This is a genomic window from Bradyrhizobium sp. NBAIM01, from assembly GCF_020194115.1.
Lineage (GTDB): Bacteria > Pseudomonadota > Alphaproteobacteria > Rhizobiales > Xanthobacteraceae > Bradyrhizobium > Bradyrhizobium yuanmingense.
Window position 1 is genome coordinate 57,088 of sequence record NZ_JADYVU010000019.1, and the last position, 22,305, is coordinate 79,392.

Below are 22,305 nucleotides of genomic sequence, written 5' to 3' on the forward strand. Positions count from 1 at the left end.
GGCGGCATTTAAAGCGATCTGCGAGATGGTATGAAATTATATACCTTATAAAAACCTGCTTGCCAAATTAAATAGACAATATATTAATCGAAGCGGAGATGAAAAATGCAGGTGCGGCGGCTTTGCTCAAAGGGGCGTTTGCTAATGCCCTGAGATTTCCGTGACTTGCAGGCTGATCTAACGGCTTTCGCCGAAATCGTGCGACGGTTTCGTGGTTGATTGTGAGCGTGAAGATTAATCTCGACGGGGATTATGGTCCGCCTCAACGAATTGAGAGCGGACAGAAGGGTACCCAATGTTGGAGCTGCGATCCTTGGCGATCCCTGATGTCAAAGTCATTCGCACAGATCGGTTTTCCGACGCCCGCGGTTACTTCTCTGAGACCTTCCAGCGATCAGCGTTTGCAGAGAAGGGAATTCTCCATGACTTTGTTCAAGACAATCAGTCCAGCTCGGATCAGATCGGCACGGTGCGCGGCCTGCACTTCCAGCGGCCGCCGTTCGCCCAGGCGAAGTTGATACGGGTGTTGAGCGGGGCGATTCTCGATATTGCAGTTGACCTCCGGCGTTCATCGCCCAGCTTCGGCAAGCACATCGCGATACAGTTGGATAGTGAAACCGGCGAGCAGGTGTTCATCCCGAAGGGGTTTGCGCACGGCTTCTGTACGCTGCAGCCCAAGACCGTCGTCTTATACAAAGTCGACCAGGTCTATGCCCCAAGTCATGACGGTGGCGTTTATTGGGCTGATCCAAGGTTAGCGATCGAGTGGCCCGTGACGTCCTCAGAAGCCCACGTGTCGCCAAAGGATCAGACTCTTCCTACGCTCAGCCAGCTCGGTTGCGTTTTCGACTAGTGGAGACGAGTAGAATGCGTATCTTGGTGACCGGCGGAGCGGGCTTTATCGGTTCTGCGGTCTGTCGCCGTTTGGTGCTACAGACCGGTGCCGCAGTGATCAACATAGACAAGTTGACGTATGCAGCCAATCTGGCTTCGCTCGCGAGCATCGAGAAGCTGGAGACTTATGCGTTCCTGCAATCCGACATCTGCCATCGCGCGGTCATGGATCTTGCGTTCGCTGACTATGAGCCTGACGCGATCATACATCTGGCCGCCGAAAGCCACGTCGACCGCTCCATCAACGGACCTGACGCCTTCGTCAATACCAATGTGGTTGGCACCTACACGCTGTTGGAGACGGCCAGAGCCTACTACGAACGTCTACCGGCTTCGAGGCGGAAGCACTTCCGATTCATCCATGTGTCGACAGACGAAGTCTACGGCTCGTTGGGACCAGATGATCTATTTCGCGAGGATACACCCTACAGGCCGAGCTCGCCCTATTCGGCGAGCAAGGCCGCCGCGGACCACCTCGCACTCGCGTGGTTTCGGACCTACGGCCTGCCGGTGATCGTGTCGAACTGCTCGAACAATTACGGGCCGTATCAGTTTCCGGAAAAGCTCATCCCGCTGACGATTCTCAATGCGATCGACCGGAAGCCTCTGCCGGTCTATGGCGACGGAAGGAATATCCGCGACTGGCTTCACGTCGATGATCATGCCGCGGGCTTGATACGACTTTTGCACGAAGGAAGGCCCGGCGAGAAGTACAACTTCGGCGGAGATGCCCAGCGATCCAACCTGGAGGTCGTCACCCGGATCTGTGACGTTGTGGATCGCTTATCTCCGGGCGCGGGGTGCAGACGTTCTCTCATTACGTTCGTGCCGGATCGTCCCGGGCATGATGCCCGCTATGCAATAGACGCATCGAAAGCACATCGCGAGCTCGGCTGGAAACCGATCAGAACCTTCGAACACGGCCTGTTCGAAACCGTCGGATGGTATCTCAAGAACCGCGCCTGGTGGGAGCGTGCTCGTAGTGGGGTCTATGACGGCTCGCGTCTGGGTCTCCTGGCCGCCCAAAACTGAGGTGGAGATGACAGATCGACCAATCCTCTTTGCCGGACGGAATGGTCAGCTGGCAATGTGCCTTCGTGATCTTGCCACAACGCGCGGTTTGCCTGCGGTGGCTCTCGGGCGCCCAGAACTCGATCTAGAGAATCGGGAAGGTATCGACAAGCTCATTGCGTCGATCGGGCCGTCTGCGATCATCAACACGGCCGCCTATACGGCGGTAGATCAGGCCGAAGCTGAAGCGGCGAGGGCCTTCAGCATCAATCGCGATGGCGCGGCCGCGCTGGCGGATGTCGCGTGGCAAATGAACATTCCGCTCATCCATCTCTCGACCGACTATGTATTCGACGGTGCGAAACCCGAGGCGTACGACGAAAGCGACATTCCGGCGCCGTTGAACGTCTACGGCGCATCCAAGCTTGCCGGGGAGGCTGCTGTATTGGCAGCGCACCCGCTCGCGACCGTGATCAGATGCTCCTGGCTTTACAGTCCCTATGGCAGCAACTTCGTCCGAACGATGCTGCGGCTATGCGAGACGCAGCAGGTCGTAAGGGTTGTCAGCGACCAACATGGTAACCCGACTTACGCGTTCGACCTCGCAGAAGCCGTCCTTCGGATCGCTCAGCGATCACTAACCGACGATCGCAGGGCCACGGCCGGCATCTTTCATCTCGGTGGCCAAGGCGAGGCAAGCTGGCACGATTTTGCGCAGGCAATCTTCCACGAGTGTTCCCGTCGTGGAGCGCGGATTCGGGCGCTCGAGGCGATCACGACTGAGGAGTTTCCGACCGCTGCGCGCCGGCCTCTGAACTCGCGTCTGGACTCATCCAAGGCCGAACGCGTGTTCGGGATCCGCTTGGCGCCTTGGCGCCATTCACTCCAAGTTTGTCTGGACCAGCTGGTCGGAGAAGGAGAAACCGATGCTGAAGGGAATCGTGCTGGCTGGCGGCAGCGGAACGCGCCTCTATCCGATCACACGAGTGGTCAGCAAGCAGTTACTTCCGATCTATGACAAGCCCATGATCTACTATCCCCTGTCGACGCTGATGCTGGCAGGGATCCGCGAAATTCTGATCATCACCACGCCGTCGGATCGGTGTCAGTTCGAGGGATTGCTAGGCGACGGCAGCCAATGGGGGATCAAGCTTAGCTATGCCGAACAAACCCGCCCCGCTGGTCTGGCAGACGCGTTCATTGTCGGGGCCGATTTCATCGGAAGCGATCGCGTGGCGATGGTGCTTGGGGATAATATTTTCTTCGGAGATGGCCTGAGCGAGTTGCTTGCCAGGGCGGCAGGTCGCGCGGAAGGCGCAACCGTCTTTGCCTATCACGTGCGAGACCCAGAACGGTACGGCGTGGTCGCGTTTGATGAAGCGGACCGCCCCGTGTCGATTGAAGAGAAACCCAAACGGCCGGCTTCGAACTGGGCAATCACGGGGCTGTATTTTTTCGACAACCGCGTCGTCCGCTACGCTCGCCGTGTCGAGCCATCGGCGCGCGGCGAGCTCGAGATTACCGATCTTCAGATGCGTTACCTTTCGGCCAATGCGCTCCACGTTGAACGCATGGGGCGGGGATTTGCGTGGTTGGATACCGGCACGGTCGAATCTCTCATCGACGCAGGAACGTTCGTCCAGACCCTGGAGAAGCGGCAGGGAATGAAGATTGCGTGCCTCGAGGAGGTCGCGTTCAGACTTGGCTTCATTGATCGCGATCAACTTCTAGCGTTGGCTCAACCATTGGAGAAGAGCGGCTACGGCAAATATCTGAGCGAAATCACGCGACTGCCGCAGTTTGCCTCGCGTTAGCACCACTCGGCCGATATCGAATCTGAGTTAAATTAATGTATTGAATTGACCGCAGTTTAAAAGACAATTAAAATATTGAGAGGCGATTATTTATTTAATCGGTATGCTCATGCTGGTTCAAAAGGCGAACGCCTTCGGCCGGGGAACTCGGCACGTTCTTTGGGAGCAGGATGTTCCAGCCCTTTGGCAGGAATTGCCGGTCGCGAGCGCTTTCGCGGGTTTCGACGCACTTGGCCTCTGGGCTCCGCGGGGTGTTGATCGGTCAGTAAGCGGGGCATTCGCTCCAGGGGGGGACGTCTCGTTCTTCGAACGGACGTCTCGGGCCGACTCGGCGGGCTTGCGCGGCGTTTTGCCCGCTCTCTTCGCTGCACCTTCCCGGTCGCGATTGCCTGCGCTGCTATCTTCGACGTCTTTGACGAGCGGTCATAATGGCCTGACGCCAACGCTCTCATTTGTGGCGAGCGAAGCGGCGCGGAAATCACAATCGACTTCCACCCCAGGCGCCACTCACTGGGTGCATCCGATTGACGGAGCCTGGAATGTCGCAGCGAACTGGAGCGCCGGGCTCCCAGGCACCATCGACGCTGCGTTCCTCGATGCAGCCGGAACGTATGTCGTCACGAGCTCGGGCGGTGTTGATATTGGGAGTCTAATCCTCGATGCAGGTGCGACGCTTTCGTTGGATGCCGGCTCGCCATTTATCGTCGAACGCGATGTGCTGAACAATGGGACAGTCGAGGTTGGAGCGTTCCTCGGCAATCGCATTCCGACCGGGGAGTTCAGGGGTGACGTCAGCGGTACTGGATCTTTCGAGATTGCAGACAAGGCGATCTTGGAGATCGGAGGTTCGGTTTCCGGCCAGTTCTTGAATGGATCGTTCTCCGGCATAACGGTGTCGTTCGAAACGGGAACTGGCACGCTTGTCCTCGATCAGTCGGCCAACTTCCACGGCTTGATCGCGGGTTCGTCGCCGGGAGCGCCGCTTGCGCCAGGCAACCTCATCGACTTGAAGGATCTCCCCTTTACATCGTCGATGTCGGCGACCGGCCAATACGACAATAGCTCGAATATCAGCACGGTCGATTTCAGCAACGGTGCGGCCAATGTCTCCTTGCTGTTCTCGGGGATGGACTTGAATTGGAATTTTGAAAGCGATGGGCAGGGAGGCACCATTGTTTCCGATCCGCCCACGAATCCCATTGTACTGGAAAACCAGAAGCCAGGTACGCCGAAGAGTGTCTGGCAGATTCAGCCGGGCGAGAATTCAACTCTGACAGAAGGATTTGCGACAGCAATCAGCACCAATGTCGGAGGGACGGTCCAATTCAAGATCAACAACCTGACCGGCAACCCGAACTATCGCGTCGATGTCTACCGGCTCGGCTATTACGGCGGCGATGGTGCCAGGCTGGTTACGAGCCTGCAGCATCAGGCCGCAACGGCGGTCGTCCAACCCGATCCATTGCGCGATCCGTCGACCGGGCTCGTCGATGCCGGCAATTGGAGCGTGACCGATTCCTGGAGCGTACCGGCCGATGCGGTCTCGGGCGTCTACATAGCCAGCGTCGTCAACGGCACCGAGATTTTCCAGATCCCATTCATCATAAGGAACGACGCTTCGCACAGCGACATCGTCCTCCAGACAAGTGATCAGGACTGGCAAGCCTACAATGGCTGGGGAGGGGCCAACCTATATTTCGGGAATGGTCCGGGCGTCCGTGGATCAGCCTACGCGGTCAGTTACAATCGCCCCCTCATAACGCGTGACGGCGAGGGAACTTTTTCCGAGGGGGGAGACTCCCCGTTCACGGCTGAGTTTGCGGCCATTCAGTGGCTCGAGCAAAACGGGTACGACGTTTCTTACATTTCGGGAATCGATGCTGCGACAAACGGCTCGTTGTTGCTCAATCACAAAATCTTCATGGACGCGGGGCACGACGAGTATTGGACCGAAGCTCAGCGTGCCAACGTACAGGCCGCAGCGCATGCTGGCGTGAACCTTGCATTTCTCACAGGCAACGAGATCTATTGGAAAACAAGGTTGGCACCCAGCATCGATGGCAGCGGATCAGCCAATCGCACACTCATTAGCTACAAGGATACGCACGCAAATGCGTTGATTGATCCAACAGGACAGGCGACCGGCAATTTCTCTGACCCGCGGTTCGGTCCGCCTCTCCCCTCGAACGAGTTGACCGGTACATTGTTCGCGGTCAACGCATTCCGGTACGATACGATCACGATACCGTATCCAATGACCCAGTTGCGCTTCTGGCGCAATACGGCTGTCGCGCAAACGTCACCCGGGCAGACCGCCTCGCTCGTACCTGGCCTGTTAGGCGTTGAATGGGACACGGCGCCGGACAACGGATTTCGCCCAGCGGGGTTGATGAGTGTCTCATCTACCACATTGCAGGTGAATGGACAGCTTCTCCTCGATTATGGCAACACGTTCGCAAACGGCACGGCAACCCACAATCTCGTGCTGCATCGGGATCCCGTCAGTGGCGCACTGATATTCTCGGCCGGTTCGATCAACTGGCCGTGGGCGCTTGCAAGCGACCACGACGGACCTGCGACTCCGGTAGACCCTAATGTCCAGCAGGCGATGGTCAACCTTTTCGCTGATATGGGCGTTCAGCCGGCGACGCTGCAAGCAAACCTGACGGCCGCGATTCGGTCGACCGACACCACGGCGCCGACGTCTAGTATCGGCAATCTCTCGGCTGCCAGCGTTGTCGAGGGGCAATCGATCACGGTGACGGGGACGGCCAATGACGCGGGCGGAAAGATTGCCGGCGTCGAAATTTCCACAGATGGTGGAAACACCTGGCACCCAACCAACAGCAATGTCGGCGCGGCGACCGTGACCTGGTCATACACGTTCGTCACAGGGGCCAAAGGGACCTATAATCTCAAAACCAGGGCGGTCGACGACAGCCTGAACCTGGAAACATCCGGTGCGGGCGCAACCTACACGGTCACACCATCTTCCAACCTGACACTCTTCAGTAGTACCGATACGCCTGCGTTGCTCTCAGACAGCGACTCCGCCTCGGTTGAGCTCGGCGTCAGATTCGTCCCGGCCGTCTCGGGGAAGATCACCGGCATTCGCTTCTACAAAGGGCCTCAGAATACTGGCACCCACATCGGAGATCTCTGGACCGCAAACGGCACGCTGCTTGCGAGCGCCACCTTCACCAACGAAACCGCGAGCGGCTGGCAGCAGGTCAATTTCGCCACGCCTGTGAGCGTGAACGCTGGCACGACGTATGTTGCTTCCTACCACGCGAACACCGGTCACTATTCGTCGACCGACTTCTACTTCATCGGTTATGGAGGCGTTACGAAAGGTGCGCTCACCGCGCCGGGTAGCAGTCTCAACGGTGTCTATGCCTATGGCAGCGGCCCGACCTTCCCCAGCACCGTTTCCTCCACGAAGGCCCCGAATTACTGGGTAGACGTCGTTTTCGATGATTCAGGCGTGGCGTCGCCACAAGCTAATGGCGACAGTGGCTTCACAGTTACCCAGAATGGCTTGCTGAATATTGCGGCATCGACGTTGCTTGCGAACGACACCAACCCGTCCGGGCTGGCTTTCTCGCTTACCAGCGTCGGTAACCCGGTCAACGGAAGCGTAAGCTACAACTCGCAGAACCAGACGGTGACCTTTGCTCCTACCGATGGCTATGCCGGCGCGGCGAGTTTCACGTACACGATCACAGACACGAGCGGCCAAAGTGGTTCCGGCCAAGTGTCCCTCAAGGTCAACTATCCGGTCTCCTCGCAGAGCCTGTTCGGCACCAATGATGCGCCAAGCGTCCCCAATTCCGGGGATACCAGCCCCGTCGAAGTCGGAGTCAAGTTCACCGCATCGGTGAACGGGACGATAACCGGCCTGCGCTTCTACAAGGGATCGTTGAATACGGGTCCCCATATTGCGGATCTCTGGAGCTCGACCGGAACTCTGCTCGCAACTGCGACGTTCACGAACGAGACAGCCAGCGGCTGGCAGCAGGTCAACTTCTCTACGCCTGTGGCGATTACGGCAGGCACCATTTATGTCGCGTCTTACCATACCAACGGCAATTATTCCGGTACCCAGAACTATTTCACGACATCGCTTGCCAACGGGCAGCTAACAGCTCCGGCTGGCAGCAACGGAGTCTATGCCTACGGATCCGGAAACACGTTCCCGACGAATACCTTCAAATCCTCGAACTACTGGGTCGACGTCGTCTTCAACGGCTCCTCTAGTCCCAACAATACGGCGCCAACTGCGGTCGCCGACACCGGTGATGCCACCGAGAAGGGCGGCGTGAGCAACAGCGTCGGTGGCACGGCGGCGACTGGCAACGTGCTGACCAACGATACCGATCCCGACGCGGGCGACACCAAGACGGTCACCGCCGTCAGCTTCGGCTCGACCGGCGGCACACTCGGTTCAGCGCTGTCTGGAGCGCACGGCAGCCTTGTGCTCAATGCCTCGGGCGGCTTCACATATACGGTCAACGAGACCGATGCGGCCGTGCAGGCCTTGCGGCAGTCGACCGACACGCTCAGCGATATCTTCAATTACACGATGCGCGACGCCGCCGGCGCCACGGCATCGTCCACACTCACCGTCACAATCCATGGCGCCAACGACGCGCCGGTGCTGGCCGCCCAGACCGGCAATCAGACCGCAACGGTCGGTACGCCATTCTCGTTGACGCTGCCTGCGGGTACCTTCACCGACGTCGATTCCGGGGATTCGCTCGCCTACACGGCGACAGCCGCCGACGGCACGGCACTTCCCGCATGGCTGACCTTCAACGCCTCGACGCGGACCTTCAGCGGTACACCAACGTCCAGCAATGTTGGCACCCTCAGCATCAAGGCCTCGGCCACCGATCTCGGCGGCCTGTCAGCCAGCGAGACGTTTGATCTCACGGTGACGACAACGCCCTCAACCGTGAGCCTGTTCTCGAGCTCGGACACGCCGGCCATCCTGTCGAATTCCGATGCGTCGCAAGTCAATCTTGGCGTGAAATTCACGTCCTCCGTGGCCGGCACGATCACTGGCGTCAAGTACTACAAGAGTGCAAACGACCCCGGGACTCATACGGGCTCGTTGTGGAGCAGTACCGGCACGCTGCTGGCGAGTGCGACGTTCACCAACGAGGGCAGCAGTGGCTGGCAGACCGTCACATTCAGCAATCCCGTGTCCATCTCGGCTGGCACGACCTATGTGGCGAGCTTTCACAGCAATGGTCATTATGCGTCCACCACCAACTACTTCACCACCGCGCGCACCAGCGGTCCACTCACGGCTCCTGCGAGCATCAACGGCGTCTACACCTACGGCGCCGCTAACCTGTTTCCGACCAGCACGTACAACGCCAGCAATTACTGGGTCGACGTCGTCTTCAACGGCTCCTCCAGTCCCAACAATACGGCGCCAACTGCGGTCGCCGACACCGGTGATGCCACCGAAAAGGGCGGCGTGAGCAACAGCGTCGGTGGCACGGCGGCGATTGGCAACGTGCTGACCAACGATACCGATCCCGACGCGGGCGACACCAAGACGGTCACCGCCGTCAGCTTCGGCTCGACCGGCGGCACACTCGGTTCAGCGCTGTCTGGAGCGCACGGCAGCCTTGTGCTCAATGCCTCGGGCGGCTTCACATATACGGTCAACGAGACCGATGCGGCCGTGCAGGCCTTGCGGCAGTCGACCGACACGCTCAGCGATATCTTCAATTACACGATGCGCGACGCCGCCGGCGCCACGGCATCGTCCACACTCACCGTCACAATCCATGGCGCCAACGACGCGCCGGTGCTGGCCGCCCAGACCGGCAATCAGACCGCAACGGTCGGTACGCCATTCTCGTTGACGCTGCCTGCGGGTACCTTCACCGACGTCGATTCCGGGGATTCGCTCGCCTACACGGCGACAGCCGCCGACGGCACGGCACTTCCCGCATGGCTGACCTTCAACGCCTCGACGCGGACCTTCAGCGGTACACCAACGTCCAGCAATGTTGGCACCCTCAGCATCAAGGCCTCGGCCACCGATCTCGGCGGCCTGTCAGCCAGCGAGACGTTTGATCTCACGGTGACGACAACGCCCTCAACCGTGAGCCTGTTCTCGAGCTCGGACACGCCGGCCATCCTGTCGAATTCCGATGCGTCGCAAGTCAATCTTGGCGTGAAATTCACGTCCTCCGTGGCCGGCACGATCACTGGCGTCAAGTACTACAAGAGTGCAAACGACCCCGGGACTCATACGGGCTCGTTGTGGAGCAGTACCGGCACGCTGCTGGCGAGTGCGACGTTCACCAACGAGGGCAGCAGTGGCTGGCAGACCGTCACATTCAGCAATCCCGTGTCCATCTCGGCTGGCACGACCTATGTGGCGAGCTTTCACAGCAATGGTCATTATGCGTCCACCACCAACTACTTCACCACCGCGCGCACCAGCGGTCCACTCACGGCTCCTGCGAGCATCAACGGCGTCTACACCTACGGCGCCGCTAACCTGTTTCCGACCAGCACGTACAACGCCAGCAATTACTGGGTCGACGTCGTCTTCAACGGAACCAGCGGCAGCAACCAGCAACCGGTGGCTACGACTGACAGCAGCTTCCACGCCACTCAAGGCGTCCCTCTCACTATCGACGGGGCGGCACTGCTTGCCAACGATACCGATCCGAACGGAGACGCTCTGACGATCACTGGCGTGAGCGGTGCCGCTAATGGGACCGCCAGCTTCAACGCCCAGAACAATTCGGTGACGTTTACGTCAGCGAGCGGCTTTACCGGGCCGACTTCTTTCGACTACTCCATCTCAGACGGCCGTGGCGGCACTGCAAGCGCCTCCGTCAACGTGACGGTGCATGCCCCATCGTCCAACGTCGTTAGCCTGTTCAGCTCCAATCCCACGCCGAGTGTTGTATCGGCCAACGATGGCCAGGCGATCGAGGTTGGTATGAAATTCCAGGCCTCCGCCCCAGGTGATATCATCGGGCTACGCTTCTACAAGGGACCGTCCAACACGGGTACGCACGTTGCCGATCTGTGGAGCAGTACCGGCACGCTTCTGGCGACGGCCACGTTCACCAACGAAACGGCGAGTGGCTGGCAGCAGGTCAGCTTCAGCACTCCGGTGACGATCGCGGCGGGGACCACGTATATTGCGTCTTACCACAGTGCGGGGGGCTATTCTGCGGATCCAAACCTCTTCGCCAGCTCCCTCACGAGTGGACCGCTAACGGCTCCGTCGTCGTCGTCGAGCGGCGGCAACGGCGTTTACGCGTATGGGACCGATAGTTTGTTCCCGACGAGCAGTTTCAACGCGACGAGTTACGCCGTAGACGTCCTGTTCAGACCTCAGCTAGCAGCATAGGAGACGTAAGATGCACGCCGAACTTTATACCGATGGAATCGAAGAAATTACCGTCAGTGGAACCATCGTCCGCGTCGATCTGGTCAGTCTTTCACCGACAGAGCGTGACGCCAACAACGCTCCGAAGCGCGTATTTTCTCAGCGGCTGATCTTTTCGGTCGAATCTTTCGCTAACTCGGTCGACGTAATGCAGAAGGCGCTCCAGGGCCTGGTCGATGCGGGCGTCGTCCGGCGGAACCAGCCAGCTCAATCGCACAACGGTGCGTCGGGAGTACGTGATGCGCTGGCGCACAACACACGGTCTCTGAATGTCTCTTCGAACTTCCGCTGACATCGATGCCGCTGGCGGCGCGAAGGACCGGGTTGCGGACGCGCCCGCGCCCGGATTGTCGACCCAGACGGCATTGGAATGCCTGTCCAAGGTTTCCAGTCACCATGGCATAGATCTGCCGGTCGAACGCTTGAAGCATGCGTATGCGGTAGCCGGCCCGCTCTCGTTGAATCTCCTGCTGCGCATGGCGAAGGATGCAGGCCTGCGCGCGAGGAGCACGAAGCTGGATTGGGGCGCGCTGATTCATCTTGGAGAGGCCTATCCGGCGCTGGCGAGGCTCGCCAATGGCAACTGGATCGCCGTTCTTGGTGCGGGACGGCGAACTGATGGCACCGAGGTCGTCAGCATCTTCGACCCGCTCGCCGACCGCAAGCACGAGGTCTTGGTTGTCGAGCGCGATCGATTCTGTGCGCAGTGGGCCGGTGACACGATCCTGATCAAGCGCGAGCAGTTGACACAGGATGGCCGAGGGAGTTTCGGCCTGCGGTGGTTTGTGCCGGAACTGCTTCTTCAATGGCGGCTGTTCAGGGACGTCGCCATTGCCGCCATCCTGCTCTATGCGTTGGGCCTCGTCATCCCGATATTTTTCCAGCTCGTCATCGACAAGGTTTTGGTTCACGAAAGCTTCACCACTCTGTACGTACTCGCGGTAGGAGCGGCCGTAGCGCTCGTCTTTGACGCGATATTCGGCTTTCTGCGGCGCTACTTGTTGCTATATGCGACCAACAGGGTCGACATTCGCGTCGCTACGAAGACGTTCGGTCATCTCCTCGGGCTACCGGTTACGTTTTTCGAGCACATGGCCGCCGGAGTCCTGGTCAAGCACATGCAGCAGGCGGCGAGGATCCGTGAGTTTCTGACCGGGCGCTTGTTTCTGACGACCCTCGATGCGCTTTCGCTGTTCGTCTTCCTGCCGGTCCTTGCGCTTTATAGCGTCAAATTGACTTTGATGGTCCTGGCCTTCACCGCCGCGAGCGGCGCCGTCGTCGGCCTGCTCATGGGTCCATTTCGACGACGACTGTACGATCTATATCAAGCGGAAGGTGCGCGGCAGGCTCTCCTCGTCGAAACAGTTCACGGCATGCGCACCGTGAAATCGCTGGGGATGGAGCCAGTGCAGAGCAGGGTGTGGGATAGCCGCTGCGCGCAGTCCGTGACCATGCGATTCGGTGTCGAGAAGATCTCCGCAGGCGCCCAGGCGCTTACCGGATTTCTGGAGAAGATCATGACGCTCGGAATCATTTCCGTCGGGGCACTCGATGTCTTTGCCGGCGAAATGACAATCGGCGCGTTGGTCGCCTTCAATATGCTGGCCGGCAGGGTCTCCGGACCGCTGGTCCAGCTCGTGACCATGGTGCACGAATACCAGGAAGTGGCTCTTGCCGTGAAAATGCTCGGCGAGGTGATGAATCAGAGGCCTGAGCGCGACGGTCGGAAAGATGGGCTGCGGCCCGACCTTGCCGGCAAAATCGAGTTCGAAAGTGTCTCTTTTCGCTACGGATCCGAGGGATCGCCGGCGCTTGATGATGTCTCCTTTACCGTCGAGCCAGGATCGATCTTCGGGATCGTGGGACGGAGCGGCTCAGGCAAGACGACTCTCACCAGGCTGATTTCGGGCATGTATCCGGTGCAGCAGGGGCTGCTGCGCATCGACGGATATGACTCGAGGGAGCTCGACCTCGCGCATCTGCGCCGAAACCTTGGGATCGTCCTGCAAGACAATTTCCTGTTTCGCGGGACGATTCGCGACAATATCGCCTGCGTGAAACGTGATGCCACCTTTGCCGAGGTCGTCGCTGCAGCTCAGCTCGCAGGCGCCGACGAGTTCATCGAACGGTTGCCGCGTGGCTTCGACACCATGCTTGAGGAGGATGCATCGAACCTGTCCGGCGGGCAGAAGCAGCGGCTCGCGATTGCGAGAGCTCTGATCGTCAATCCAAGGATCTTGATTTTCGATGAAGCGACGAGTGCCCTCGATGCCGAAAGCGAAATGATCATCAGGCGCAATCTCCGCCGTTTGGCGGCAGGACGTACCGTTATCGTCGTCTCGCATCGGTTGTCGATGCTGACCGAAGCAAGCCAGATCCTGGTGATGGACCGCGGCCGAATCGTCGATATGGATCGCCACGACCACCTCCTGTCGAAATGCACTATCTACAGGCATTTGTGGAATCAACAGATGAAGCAGATTGCATGAGGGAGACTGGTCCATCACGCGCGGATGTGAATCCGAACGGTCTCGTTCCGGCCAGATCGGTCGAGCGCCGCCGCAAGCTATTCAGGCCAGTACCGAGGCGAGCGCCAGTCATCGCCGAGTTCCAGTCCGATGCGACCGAACTCGAGCAGCAAGCGCCACCGCGGCTCGCGCGCTTCATCCTTTACGGCGTACTTGCACTAATTGCTTTCGTGGTCATCTGGGCTTCCGTTTCGCAGGTGGAGATGATCGTCACGGCGCAGGGAAAACTTACCACGACGCGTCCCAACCTGGTCGTGCAGCCGTTGGAAACGTCGGTCATACGCGAGATCCACGTCAAGGCCGGTGATCGCGTCAACCGCGGCGACGTTCTGGCGACGCTCGATCCGACGTTTTCGCAGGCGGATTTCGACCAACTGCGCGGCAGAGTGGCTGGATTCGATGCGTCGATCGATCGTCTGAGCGCTGAATTGAACGGAATCGAGTATGCCGTCAAAGAGCTGACGAACGCGGATCAGATCCTGCAAGGCAAGCTGTTCTTGCAGAGGAGAGCCGCCTACGAGGCGCAGATTCAGAACTACGACGCACAGATCGCATCCGCGCAAGCCAATCTCAAGACGGCACAGAATGAAGAGGCGGTTCTCCTTCAACGGCTCGACACGATGCGTTCGATTGAAGCGATGCGGACCACGCTGATGGATAAGGAGGTCGGTTCGAGGCTGAACTTCCTGCTGTCTCGCGATGCTCGGCTCGAGGTCGAAAGCAATCTGGCGCGTGTTCGCGGCAGTATCGCCGATAGTACCCATCGGCTCGAAAAGGCCCGCGCTGATCAGAAAGTGTTCGCCGAGGAGTTTCGTCGCACCACCTATCAGGAACTGGTGGAGACGCTGCCGAAGCGCAATAGCGCGGCAGAGGAATTGAAGAAGGCCGAGCTTCGTCGACAGTTGATCATCCTGCAGGCGCCGGCAGATGCCGTGGTGCTGGATATCGCGAACCGGACAGTCGGCTCGGTGGTTCGCGAGGCCGAAACGTTGTTTGTTCTGGTTCCGCGCGACGTGCCGCTTCAGGCGGAGGTCAACGTCGAGGGGCGGGATATCGGTCAGGTGGCGCTCGGACAGTCGGTTCGGATCAAGTTCGAAGCGTTTCCCTTCCAGAAGTATGGAACTGCAACGGGAGAAGTCCGCGTCATCAGTCAGGATACGTTTTCCCCGGATACGAAGGCCGAAGGTGCGCGCCGCGCGCCAGCTCCCTATTACCGCGTACTGGTCGATTTGTCGGACACGCACCTTCGGCTGCCGGCTGAACGCATTCAACTGATTCCGGGTATGGCGGTGACGGCCGAACTGAAAGTCGGCAAGCGCACCGTGATCTCCTACTTCCTCTATCCATTGCTACGCGGACTGGATGAAAGCATCCGGGAGTACTAGGTAATTCAGCGTAGATGCCGGTTCAGGTAGATCAGTCCTCATCCGGAGAGGGCGCGCGCTCGCGAGAGTCGAACTACGCCCTTTGAGGCTTGGTGCTGCAGCCCGAACATGGCCGCCGGGCGCACACCCATCGTCTGGATGGATCTTTCCCGACCAGTAAAATCGCTCGCAGGAGGCGTGATCTCCAAACGCTCAATGTGTTGCTTGTCTGTCCACCTGCCGCCTGAGAGCACTAGGCCTTAGCAGATACTTCGTCCAACGTCCCTCAGCTGACTGCACTTCAGGGCCGAAGTATGCCTTCGGGGTGGCATTACAGGCGATTGTCGAAGAGTGCTGCGCGCGCTGTCGGGTGCGCGTGTCGGCACTTGCATCGAACTGACGGAGGAAGTCGCGGCGGTGGAGGGCAAGAGCGTCGCACGCTGTTTCATTCCATATCGTCAACCGCGGGGCCGAAAGCTTCAAAGTCGCGAACAAATACCGCGAGAAAATAGGGACGGATCTAAAATTTTAATTTATTTATCTTCTTGAAAATAACCGCCCGGACGGTATTATAGAATAATAATAATTAAATGCTGTTTCGATTGAATAATACATTTTTCTGCAGAGGGTTGCGGTGCGTGCGTGGATGTTTGCGATGGTCCTTCGATACTCAAGGTATGGCCGACACCGTCGATCTCGCGAGCGCGGTTGTGGGCTGGCCGGCGTTCGACATCTTCGCATGCGCAGTGGGCGTCGCCTCGTATGTAATTCCACCGCGAATGGCCGGACCGCATTTGTCAGGAGCCAAGTCGCGTGTGGTGGCGGTACGTCACCTTGTTCGCATGTCAAACGCATCTATGAAGGACTCGCGTTATGATTTTCGTAACAGTCGGAACGCAAGTGCAATTCGACCGTCTGATCCGAACGGTCGACGAATGGGCCGGTGCACGCGCAAGGAGCGATGTTTTCGCTCAGATCGGGCCATCAAACTATCCATTCAAGCACATCCGTACCGAGCGGTTCATTGACCCAAGTCGATTCAAAAGTTGCGTCGAGGCGGCAAGCGTGGTGATCGCTCATGCAGGCATGGGCTCCATTATCACCGCCCTCGAGCTCGGAAAACGAATTATCGTCATGCCACGCCGCGCGAGCCTGGGTGAACACCGAAACGATCATCAGATCGCAACGGCAAAACAGTTCGCCGCGCAAGGCCGTATTGAGGTCGCTTTCGAAGAACGGGAATTAACGGACAAATTGGATCAGTTGGACATCGTCAATCGATGCGAACGCCTCGGTGGTGAAGCATCGCCGCAGCTGATCATGGCAATTCGGAGTTTCATCGAAACGGGACATGTTCGTTCCGGACCTAACAGCGCTTCAGCTTAGGCGGTGGATATGAAAATACAATACGGCCGAGCCTCTTCTCCTGTCCAGTCGTGCCGTAACGATGACGGAGACCTCCGCCTAAGCCAGCAACGAAGATTGCCAAAAGCGCACCGCCCTGCTCGACGTCGCCATGGCAACCGTGAGCTGGAATGTCCTAGACACACTGCGCGTCTGTCCGTGTTCACTTGGCCGCGGAGGTCAGCGGTGTGGCCATCGCCAGGACTGTCGAACTAACCTAGCAAGTTGAAAACCTCACGCGAGTTTTGATCACTGGTGCAGTTATGTCGAACGATACAGTTGGCATTGGGGTTGTCGGATACGGCTATTGGGGACCGAACCTGGTCCGCAATTTCGCTGCTCATCCTTCGGTACGTCTAGTTGGTATAAGCGACCTTGATCCGGAGAAGCTCGCGACCAGCAAGCGTCTTTATCCGGGAGCGATAACGACGTCCTGTTACGACGAATTGTTCAAGAACCCGGCCATCGATGCCGTGGCCATCGCTACGCCGGTTCATACACATTATGAATTGGCGCTATCCGCGCTCAAGGCGGGAAAGCACGTTCTGGTTGAAAAGCCGCTGGCACAAAGTTCAGATCTGGCCCGACGCCTGATCGATGAGGCAGCTCGGCGCGGTCTAATACTGAGCGTGGATCACACTTTCGTCTATACGCCGGCCGTGCGGAAAATCCGCGAGCTCTTGCTTAAGAAGGAGCTCGGTGAAGTCTATTACTACGACAGCACGCGGGCCAGCCTTGGCCTGTTCCAGAGCGACGTCAACGTGATCTGGGACTTAGCGGTGCACGACATTTCGATTATCCACCATATCTTGGATGAGAGGCCTGTTGCAGTTTCGGCGACGGGATCGTGCCATGTGGCCGGCTCGCCGGAAAGCATGGCCCATATCACATTGTTCTTCGATAGCACATGCGTTGCCCATATCAGCGTCAACTGGCTCTCGCCAATCAAGGTCCGCCAGACGTTCATTGGAGGCAGCAAGAAGATGATCGTCTATGACGATCTTGAACCGACGGAAAAGATCAAGGTGTATGACAAGGGTATCACCGTGGACGGCCCCTCCGATCACGCCCATCAATTCCGGATCGGTTATCGGGCTGGAGATATGTGGGCGCCCCACGTCGCTCCTAAGGAAGCGCTGCAGGTCGAGGTCGAGCATTTCATCGCTTGTGTGCGCAATGGGACGCCACCGATCTCGAGTGGCATGTCCGGACTGCGGGTGATCGAGGTCCTGGAGGCTGCATCTCGGTCGATCGCCGAACACGGCAAGCCGGTCCTACTGAAACGGCAGGAGTACAGGAGTCCGGAACGTGCGACGGCGACGGTTTGAAGCATTGGCGGGCGACACGGTATCCGCGAACAGCGCGACGGTCTCGCGATGAATTCGGTAGAACGTTCCATCCTGTTTTCAGCGGCCGACCGCTATGGCAGCCTTATCCTGGTCTTCGTTGCCACCGCTATCCTCGCTCGTCTGCTTTCGCCGGCAGAATTCGGGGTCTATGCAGTCGTCACTGCCATCACGACGGTGATTGGCGCATCCTTTTTTGAGTTCGGGGGCGGAAACTATCTGATTCAGAAGCGTGAATTATCCACGGCGGACGTTCGCTCCGCGTTCACCATCACGCTCGGAATATCGGTAGCAATTGCGCTTCTGCTGTTCGTGCTTGCGGGCCCGCTCTCGGAGCTCTTTGCCCAGGACAGTCTCAGAAAGGGCATCCAGGTGGCGGCGCTGAATTTTGTTCTAGTCCCGTTTCACGGGACAACATCCGCTCTGCTCCGCCGCGACATGAAATTCGGCACGCTGGCCGTGTGCAACCTGGCAACCGGAGCGGCGACGGCCGTCGCATCGATCGTGCTTGCGATGGCGGGATTCAGCTACATGGCGCCAATCTGGGGCGGATTGGCGGGGAGCATTGTATTCACCGTGATGCTGCTTGCCAATCATCGGGACTGGGGCGTCTTGCGTCCATCGCTGCTCGGGCATCGCGAGGTAGTCAACTTCGGTCTTTACTCCAGCGCGGTCAGCGTCATCAATCTCGTCTACAATCTGGCGCCGCAGCTGCTGCTCGCCAAGATCCTGGATTTTGGATCTGTCGGTCTGTACACCCGGGCTACCAATCTGACACAAATGTTCGACCGGCTCGTCGCGCAGGCTCTAAATCCTGTCATTATGCCGGCGATTGTCGCACAACGCAGGGCAGGGGCGGATCTGAAGGCCGTCTATCTCGAGGCAGTTGAACTCCTTTCGGCTGTGCAGTGGCCGTTCTTGATTTTTGTCGCGCTCATGGCTCAGCCGATCGTTCTGATTTGGCTCGGGCAGACGTGGCTGGAAATAGTTCCCTTGGTCCGCATTCTCTGCATTGCAAATCTTGCGCTATTCGCGGCTTGCCTTACCTATCCCGTGTTCCTCGCTGTTGGAAGCGTACGCGACGCCTTGGTGTCTTCGCTCATCTCGCTACCACCTTCGCTTCTGGTCGTTCTGGGCGCATCGTTTTTCGGCGTAGAGGCTGTCGCAAGCGCGGCCCTCGCAACACTGCCGTTCCAGACCGCCGTGGTGATATATTTCCTCAAACGTCATCTGGCCTTCAGTTCAGGGGAGTTTTTCCGCGCCTCTCTGAAGAGCGGCCTGGTGACGTTCGCTATGGCCCCCGGTGTACTGGCTTGCGCCGCATTGATCGAAGCGGGCATGCTTACTTCCCTGACCGGCCTGATACTGTCGTTCCCCATTGCCGGCCTCGGCTGGTGGTGCGGATTGACAATGACCGGCCATCCGCTGCTGCATCAGCTTCGCCACGTTGCAGACGGGCTCTTCCGGAGTGCGCCGAGGCTGCGTCGATCACGTCCGGCATAATCTGGAGGACAACCATGCCAATAACGAAGGATGTGAAGCTAGGCCGTGACGTCAGGATATTTCATCCCGAGCTGGTCAACCTGTATGGTTGCACCGTTGGCGATGAGAGCAAGATTGGAGCCTTCGTCGAGATTCAGGCGGGGGCAAAGATAGGTGCGCGTTGTAAGATTTCGTCGCATACCTTCGTCTGCGAGGGCGTCACGATCGAAGACGAAGTTTTCATCGGCCACGGTGTGATGTTCACGAACGACAAATATCCGAAGGCGACAACCGCAAATGGTCGTCCTCAGCTGGCTTCGGACTGGACACTTCAGCGCACTCACGTCGGTAGGAGAGCCTCCATCGGCTCGAATGCGACCATTCTATGCGGCGTGACGATCGGAGAGGGGGCCTCCGTAGGTGCGGGAGCGGTGGTGACAAAGGACATTCCCCCCGGCGCAGTCGTGGCCGGCGTGCCTGCTCGGATTCTGGCCGCCGCTGACGACGGGGTGCCAAGCGGTCGTAGCTCAGCAGAGCCGCTTCAGAAAGACTATCACCGGTAATATATATTCTGCTTGAATTTAACGCTTGATTAAATTTAATAGTGGGATTTAAATAGCCGATATAATGTCGATCAAATCAAGGCTTTGAATCTTGATACCCTTCCTGGACCTGAAAGCGCAATACAGCCAGATCAAGCCGGAAATCGACGCCGCAGTGGCGAGGGTCGTCAGTAGCGGGCACTTTGTGCTCGGACCCGAGGTCACAGCCTTCGAGGAACGCTTTGCAAACTATTGCAGGACCACCGCTTGTCGCGCGGTGAACAGTGGCACCTCGGCGCTTCACCTTGCCTTGCTGGCGGCCGGCGTCGGATCCGGTGACGAAGTCATCACGGTCTCCATGACGTTCGTCGCAACAACCGCAGCTATTCTCTACAGCGGCGCCAGGCCGGTATTTGTCGACGTTGACCCGGTAACATGGACGATGGATCCCAGCTTGATCGAAGCTGCGATCACACCGCGAACCAAGGCGATTCTGCCAGTTCACCTCCACGGGCTGATGGCCGACATGGATCCGATAATGGCCATAGCGCGTCGTCACGGGCTGGTCGTCATTGAGGACGCCGCGCAGGCGCACGGCGCGGAATATCGCGGACGTCGCGCAGGCTCGATCGGCGATCTGGGATGTTTCAGCTTTTATCCGGGCAAGAACCTCGGAGCGTTTGGCGAGGGTGGGGCGGTCGTCACCGACCGGCCTGAATTCGCACGCCGCGTGTCCCTGTTGCGGGATTGGGGGCAGGAGGCGAAGTACGACCACGTCATTGCCGGATACAACTATCGCATGGACGAAATCCAGAGCGCGGTACTGAATGTCAAGCTGGACTATATTGAGCATTGGACGGACGCACGTCGGTCGCTGGCTGAGCGATACAATGCGCTGCTTTCTGGTCTTCCATTCGCGCGTCCCCAGCCTCCCCAGTACGCCCGCCACGTGTATCACGTCTATGCGGTCAGATCGGAGTGCCGCGACGACGCGCTGAACCGGTTGCGTGATGCCGGGATTGGCGCCGGGATTCACTATCCCGTCCCAGTGCATCTGCAGAGGGCATATGCAGAACTCGGCTATCGGGCCGGTGATCTCCCCGTCACTGAGATGCTCGCGAACGACTTCCTCTCTCTTCCCATCTATCCCGAGTTGCGGCCGGAACGGACGGCCGAGGTTGTCGGAATATTGAGGAGTGCGGCGCTGCGGCCTAGCGCAGACATCAGCACCCGGTCGGAGCATCCACAAAGCTTCATGACATGGTCGCACAACAGGAGAGCGTCTTGATCGATATCAAGGGTAAACGCGTTCTGGTCACCGGCGGGGCAGGATTTATCGGCTCCCACATCGTTGATCTGCTCTGCGACGAGGGCTGCATCGAGATTGTTGCCCTCGACAACATGATCAGAGGCCGGCCGGAAAATCTCCGGCGGGCGCTCGGGCGTGGGCCCGTAAGGCTGGTTCACGGCGACATTCGCGATCGCAAGCTGATGGAAGCGTTGGTCAAGGCTGCCGACATCGTCTTTCACCAGGCCGCGCTCCGCATCACTCATTGTGCGGCCGAACCGCGCCTGGCTAAGGAGGTCATGGTGGATGCCACCTACGACCTGCTGGAGCTGTGCATCAAGCACGATATTGAGAAGATCATCGCGGCCTCTTCGGCATCGGTATATGGCATGGCCGAGGAGTTTCCGACGACAGAGCGGCAGAATGCCTACAATAACCGAACCCTATATGGGGCCGCCAAGGCGTTTAACGAAGGGCTACTGCGGGCTTTCAACGATGCATGCGGCCTCGACTATGTGGCATTCCGGTATTTCAACGTCTATGGCAGCCGGATGGACATCCACGGACGGTACACCGAGGTCTTGATCCGCTGGATGGAGCGGCTGGAAGCCGGATTTCCTCCCGTTATCTTTGGCGACGGCCGTCAGACCATGGATTTCGTCCACGTCCGCGACGTCGCGCGTGCCAACATCCTTGCCGCCAGGGCAAAGATTACCGATGAGGTCTTTAACGTCGGGAGCGGCACTGAAACAAGCCTGACCGAGCTGGCTACGGTACTTGCGTCGGTGATGGGACACCGCGGCCTCACGCCTGAATTCGCGCCGGAGCGCTCGGTCAATCCAGTACCGCGACGGCTGGCCTCGACGGGTAAGGCAGAGCGTTTGCTGGGCTTCCGCACCACGGTTTCGCTGGAGCAAGGGCTCGCAGATCTCGTGAAATGGTGGCGATCCGAGCGCGAGCTCGCTTCGGAACATCAGCGGCAGGCGGCGGCATCGTGATTCCGATCGCAATGTCGCTACTTGCAGATCAAGAGACCGAAGCGGCGCGCCTGGCCGTTCTCTCTGCTTGGGCGTCGGAGCGTTCGAGGCCGAGGCGGAACGCGCGGCCCTGCCATCCGGCTAGGTTCGGTAGAGTCCGCAGACGGGGGTGAGCACGGGTTCGCCCCTGTAGTCGGCTCGGTCGATGCCTGTGCGGCGCCCGCGC

General features: G+C 58.8%; 14 protein-coding genes. All 14 read left to right on the forward strand.

Features of this window, described 5'->3' with window-relative positions:
* Positions 1-295: 295 nt before the first annotated feature.
* Positions 296-853, forward strand: coding sequence for a dTDP-4-dehydrorhamnose 3,5-epimerase (rfbC, locus tag I6F31_RS33305; RefSeq protein ID WP_036029165.1), 558 nt, complete (start codon positions 296-298; stop codon positions 851-853).
* A 14-nt stretch (positions 854-867) separates the two neighbouring features.
* The gene (gene rfbB, locus I6F31_RS33310) at positions 868-1,926 is read left to right on the forward strand and encodes a dTDP-glucose 4,6-dehydratase (RefSeq protein WP_225186821.1); all 1,059 of its coding nucleotides are present in this window, start codon (positions 868-870) and stop codon (positions 1,924-1,926) included.
* A gap of 7 nt (positions 1,927-1,933) precedes the next feature.
* Positions 1,934-2,923: a dTDP-4-dehydrorhamnose reductase gene (gene rfbD, locus I6F31_RS33315; RefSeq protein WP_082641359.1), complete on the forward strand. Its 990-nt coding sequence runs from the start codon at positions 1,934-1,936 to the stop codon at positions 2,921-2,923.
* A complete protein-coding gene (gene rfbA, locus I6F31_RS33320; RefSeq protein ID WP_109143414.1) occupies positions 2,832-3,719 on the forward strand; it encodes a glucose-1-phosphate thymidylyltransferase RfbA in 888 nt (295 codons plus the stop codon). The genes rfbD and rfbA overlap by 92 nt, the downstream gene beginning before the upstream one ends.
* 109 nt (positions 3,720-3,828) lie before the next feature.
* Positions 3,829-11,109, forward strand: coding sequence for a DUF4082 domain-containing protein (locus tag I6F31_RS33325; RefSeq protein WP_225186822.1), 7,281 nt, complete (start codon positions 3,829-3,831; stop codon positions 11,107-11,109).
* A gap of 10 nt (positions 11,110-11,119) precedes the next feature.
* Entirely contained in the window at positions 11,120-11,440 is a 321-nt protein-coding gene (locus I6F31_RS33330) for a hypothetical protein (RefSeq protein WP_057029412.1), read from the forward strand.
* A complete protein-coding gene (locus tag I6F31_RS33335; protein WP_225114281.1) occupies positions 11,418-13,637 on the forward strand; it encodes a peptidase domain-containing ABC transporter in 2,220 nt (739 codons plus the stop codon). Before I6F31_RS33330 ends, I6F31_RS33335 begins: the two co-directional genes overlap by 23 nt.
* The gene (locus tag I6F31_RS33340) at positions 13,634-15,061 is read left to right on the forward strand and encodes an HlyD family type I secretion periplasmic adaptor subunit (RefSeq protein ID WP_074448161.1); all 1,428 of its coding nucleotides are present in this window, start codon (positions 13,634-13,636) and stop codon (positions 15,059-15,061) included. Before I6F31_RS33335 ends, I6F31_RS33340 begins: the two co-directional genes overlap by 4 nt.
* An 852-nt stretch (positions 15,062-15,913) precedes the next feature.
* A complete protein-coding gene (locus I6F31_RS33345) occupies positions 15,914-16,426 on the forward strand; it encodes a glycosyltransferase (protein WP_036029170.1) in 513 nt (170 codons plus the stop codon).
* 281 nt (positions 16,427-16,707) lie between these two features.
* On the forward strand, positions 16,708-17,772 hold the full coding sequence (locus I6F31_RS33350; RefSeq protein WP_036029172.1) for a Gfo/Idh/MocA family oxidoreductase: 1,065 nt from the start codon (positions 16,708-16,710) through the stop codon (positions 17,770-17,772).
* A gap of 48 nt (positions 17,773-17,820) precedes the next feature.
* Entirely contained in the window at positions 17,821-19,293 is a 1,473-nt protein-coding gene (locus tag I6F31_RS33355; RefSeq protein WP_036029173.1) for a lipopolysaccharide biosynthesis protein, read from the forward strand.
* 14 nt (positions 19,294-19,307) lie between these two features.
* Positions 19,308-19,835, forward strand: coding sequence for an acyltransferase (locus tag I6F31_RS33360; protein ID WP_036029176.1), 528 nt, complete (start codon positions 19,308-19,310; stop codon positions 19,833-19,835).
* Between the two features lie 91 nt (positions 19,836-19,926).
* A complete protein-coding gene (locus I6F31_RS33365) occupies positions 19,927-21,102 on the forward strand; it encodes a DegT/DnrJ/EryC1/StrS family aminotransferase (RefSeq protein ID WP_225147623.1) in 1,176 nt (391 codons plus the stop codon).
* Between the two features lie 5 nt (positions 21,103-21,107).
* Complete coding sequence (locus I6F31_RS33370) at positions 21,108-22,100, forward strand: NAD-dependent epimerase/dehydratase family protein (RefSeq protein WP_225147708.1); 993 nt, start codon at positions 21,108-21,110, stop codon at positions 22,098-22,100.
* The last annotated feature ends 205 nt before the right edge of the window (positions 22,101-22,305 follow it).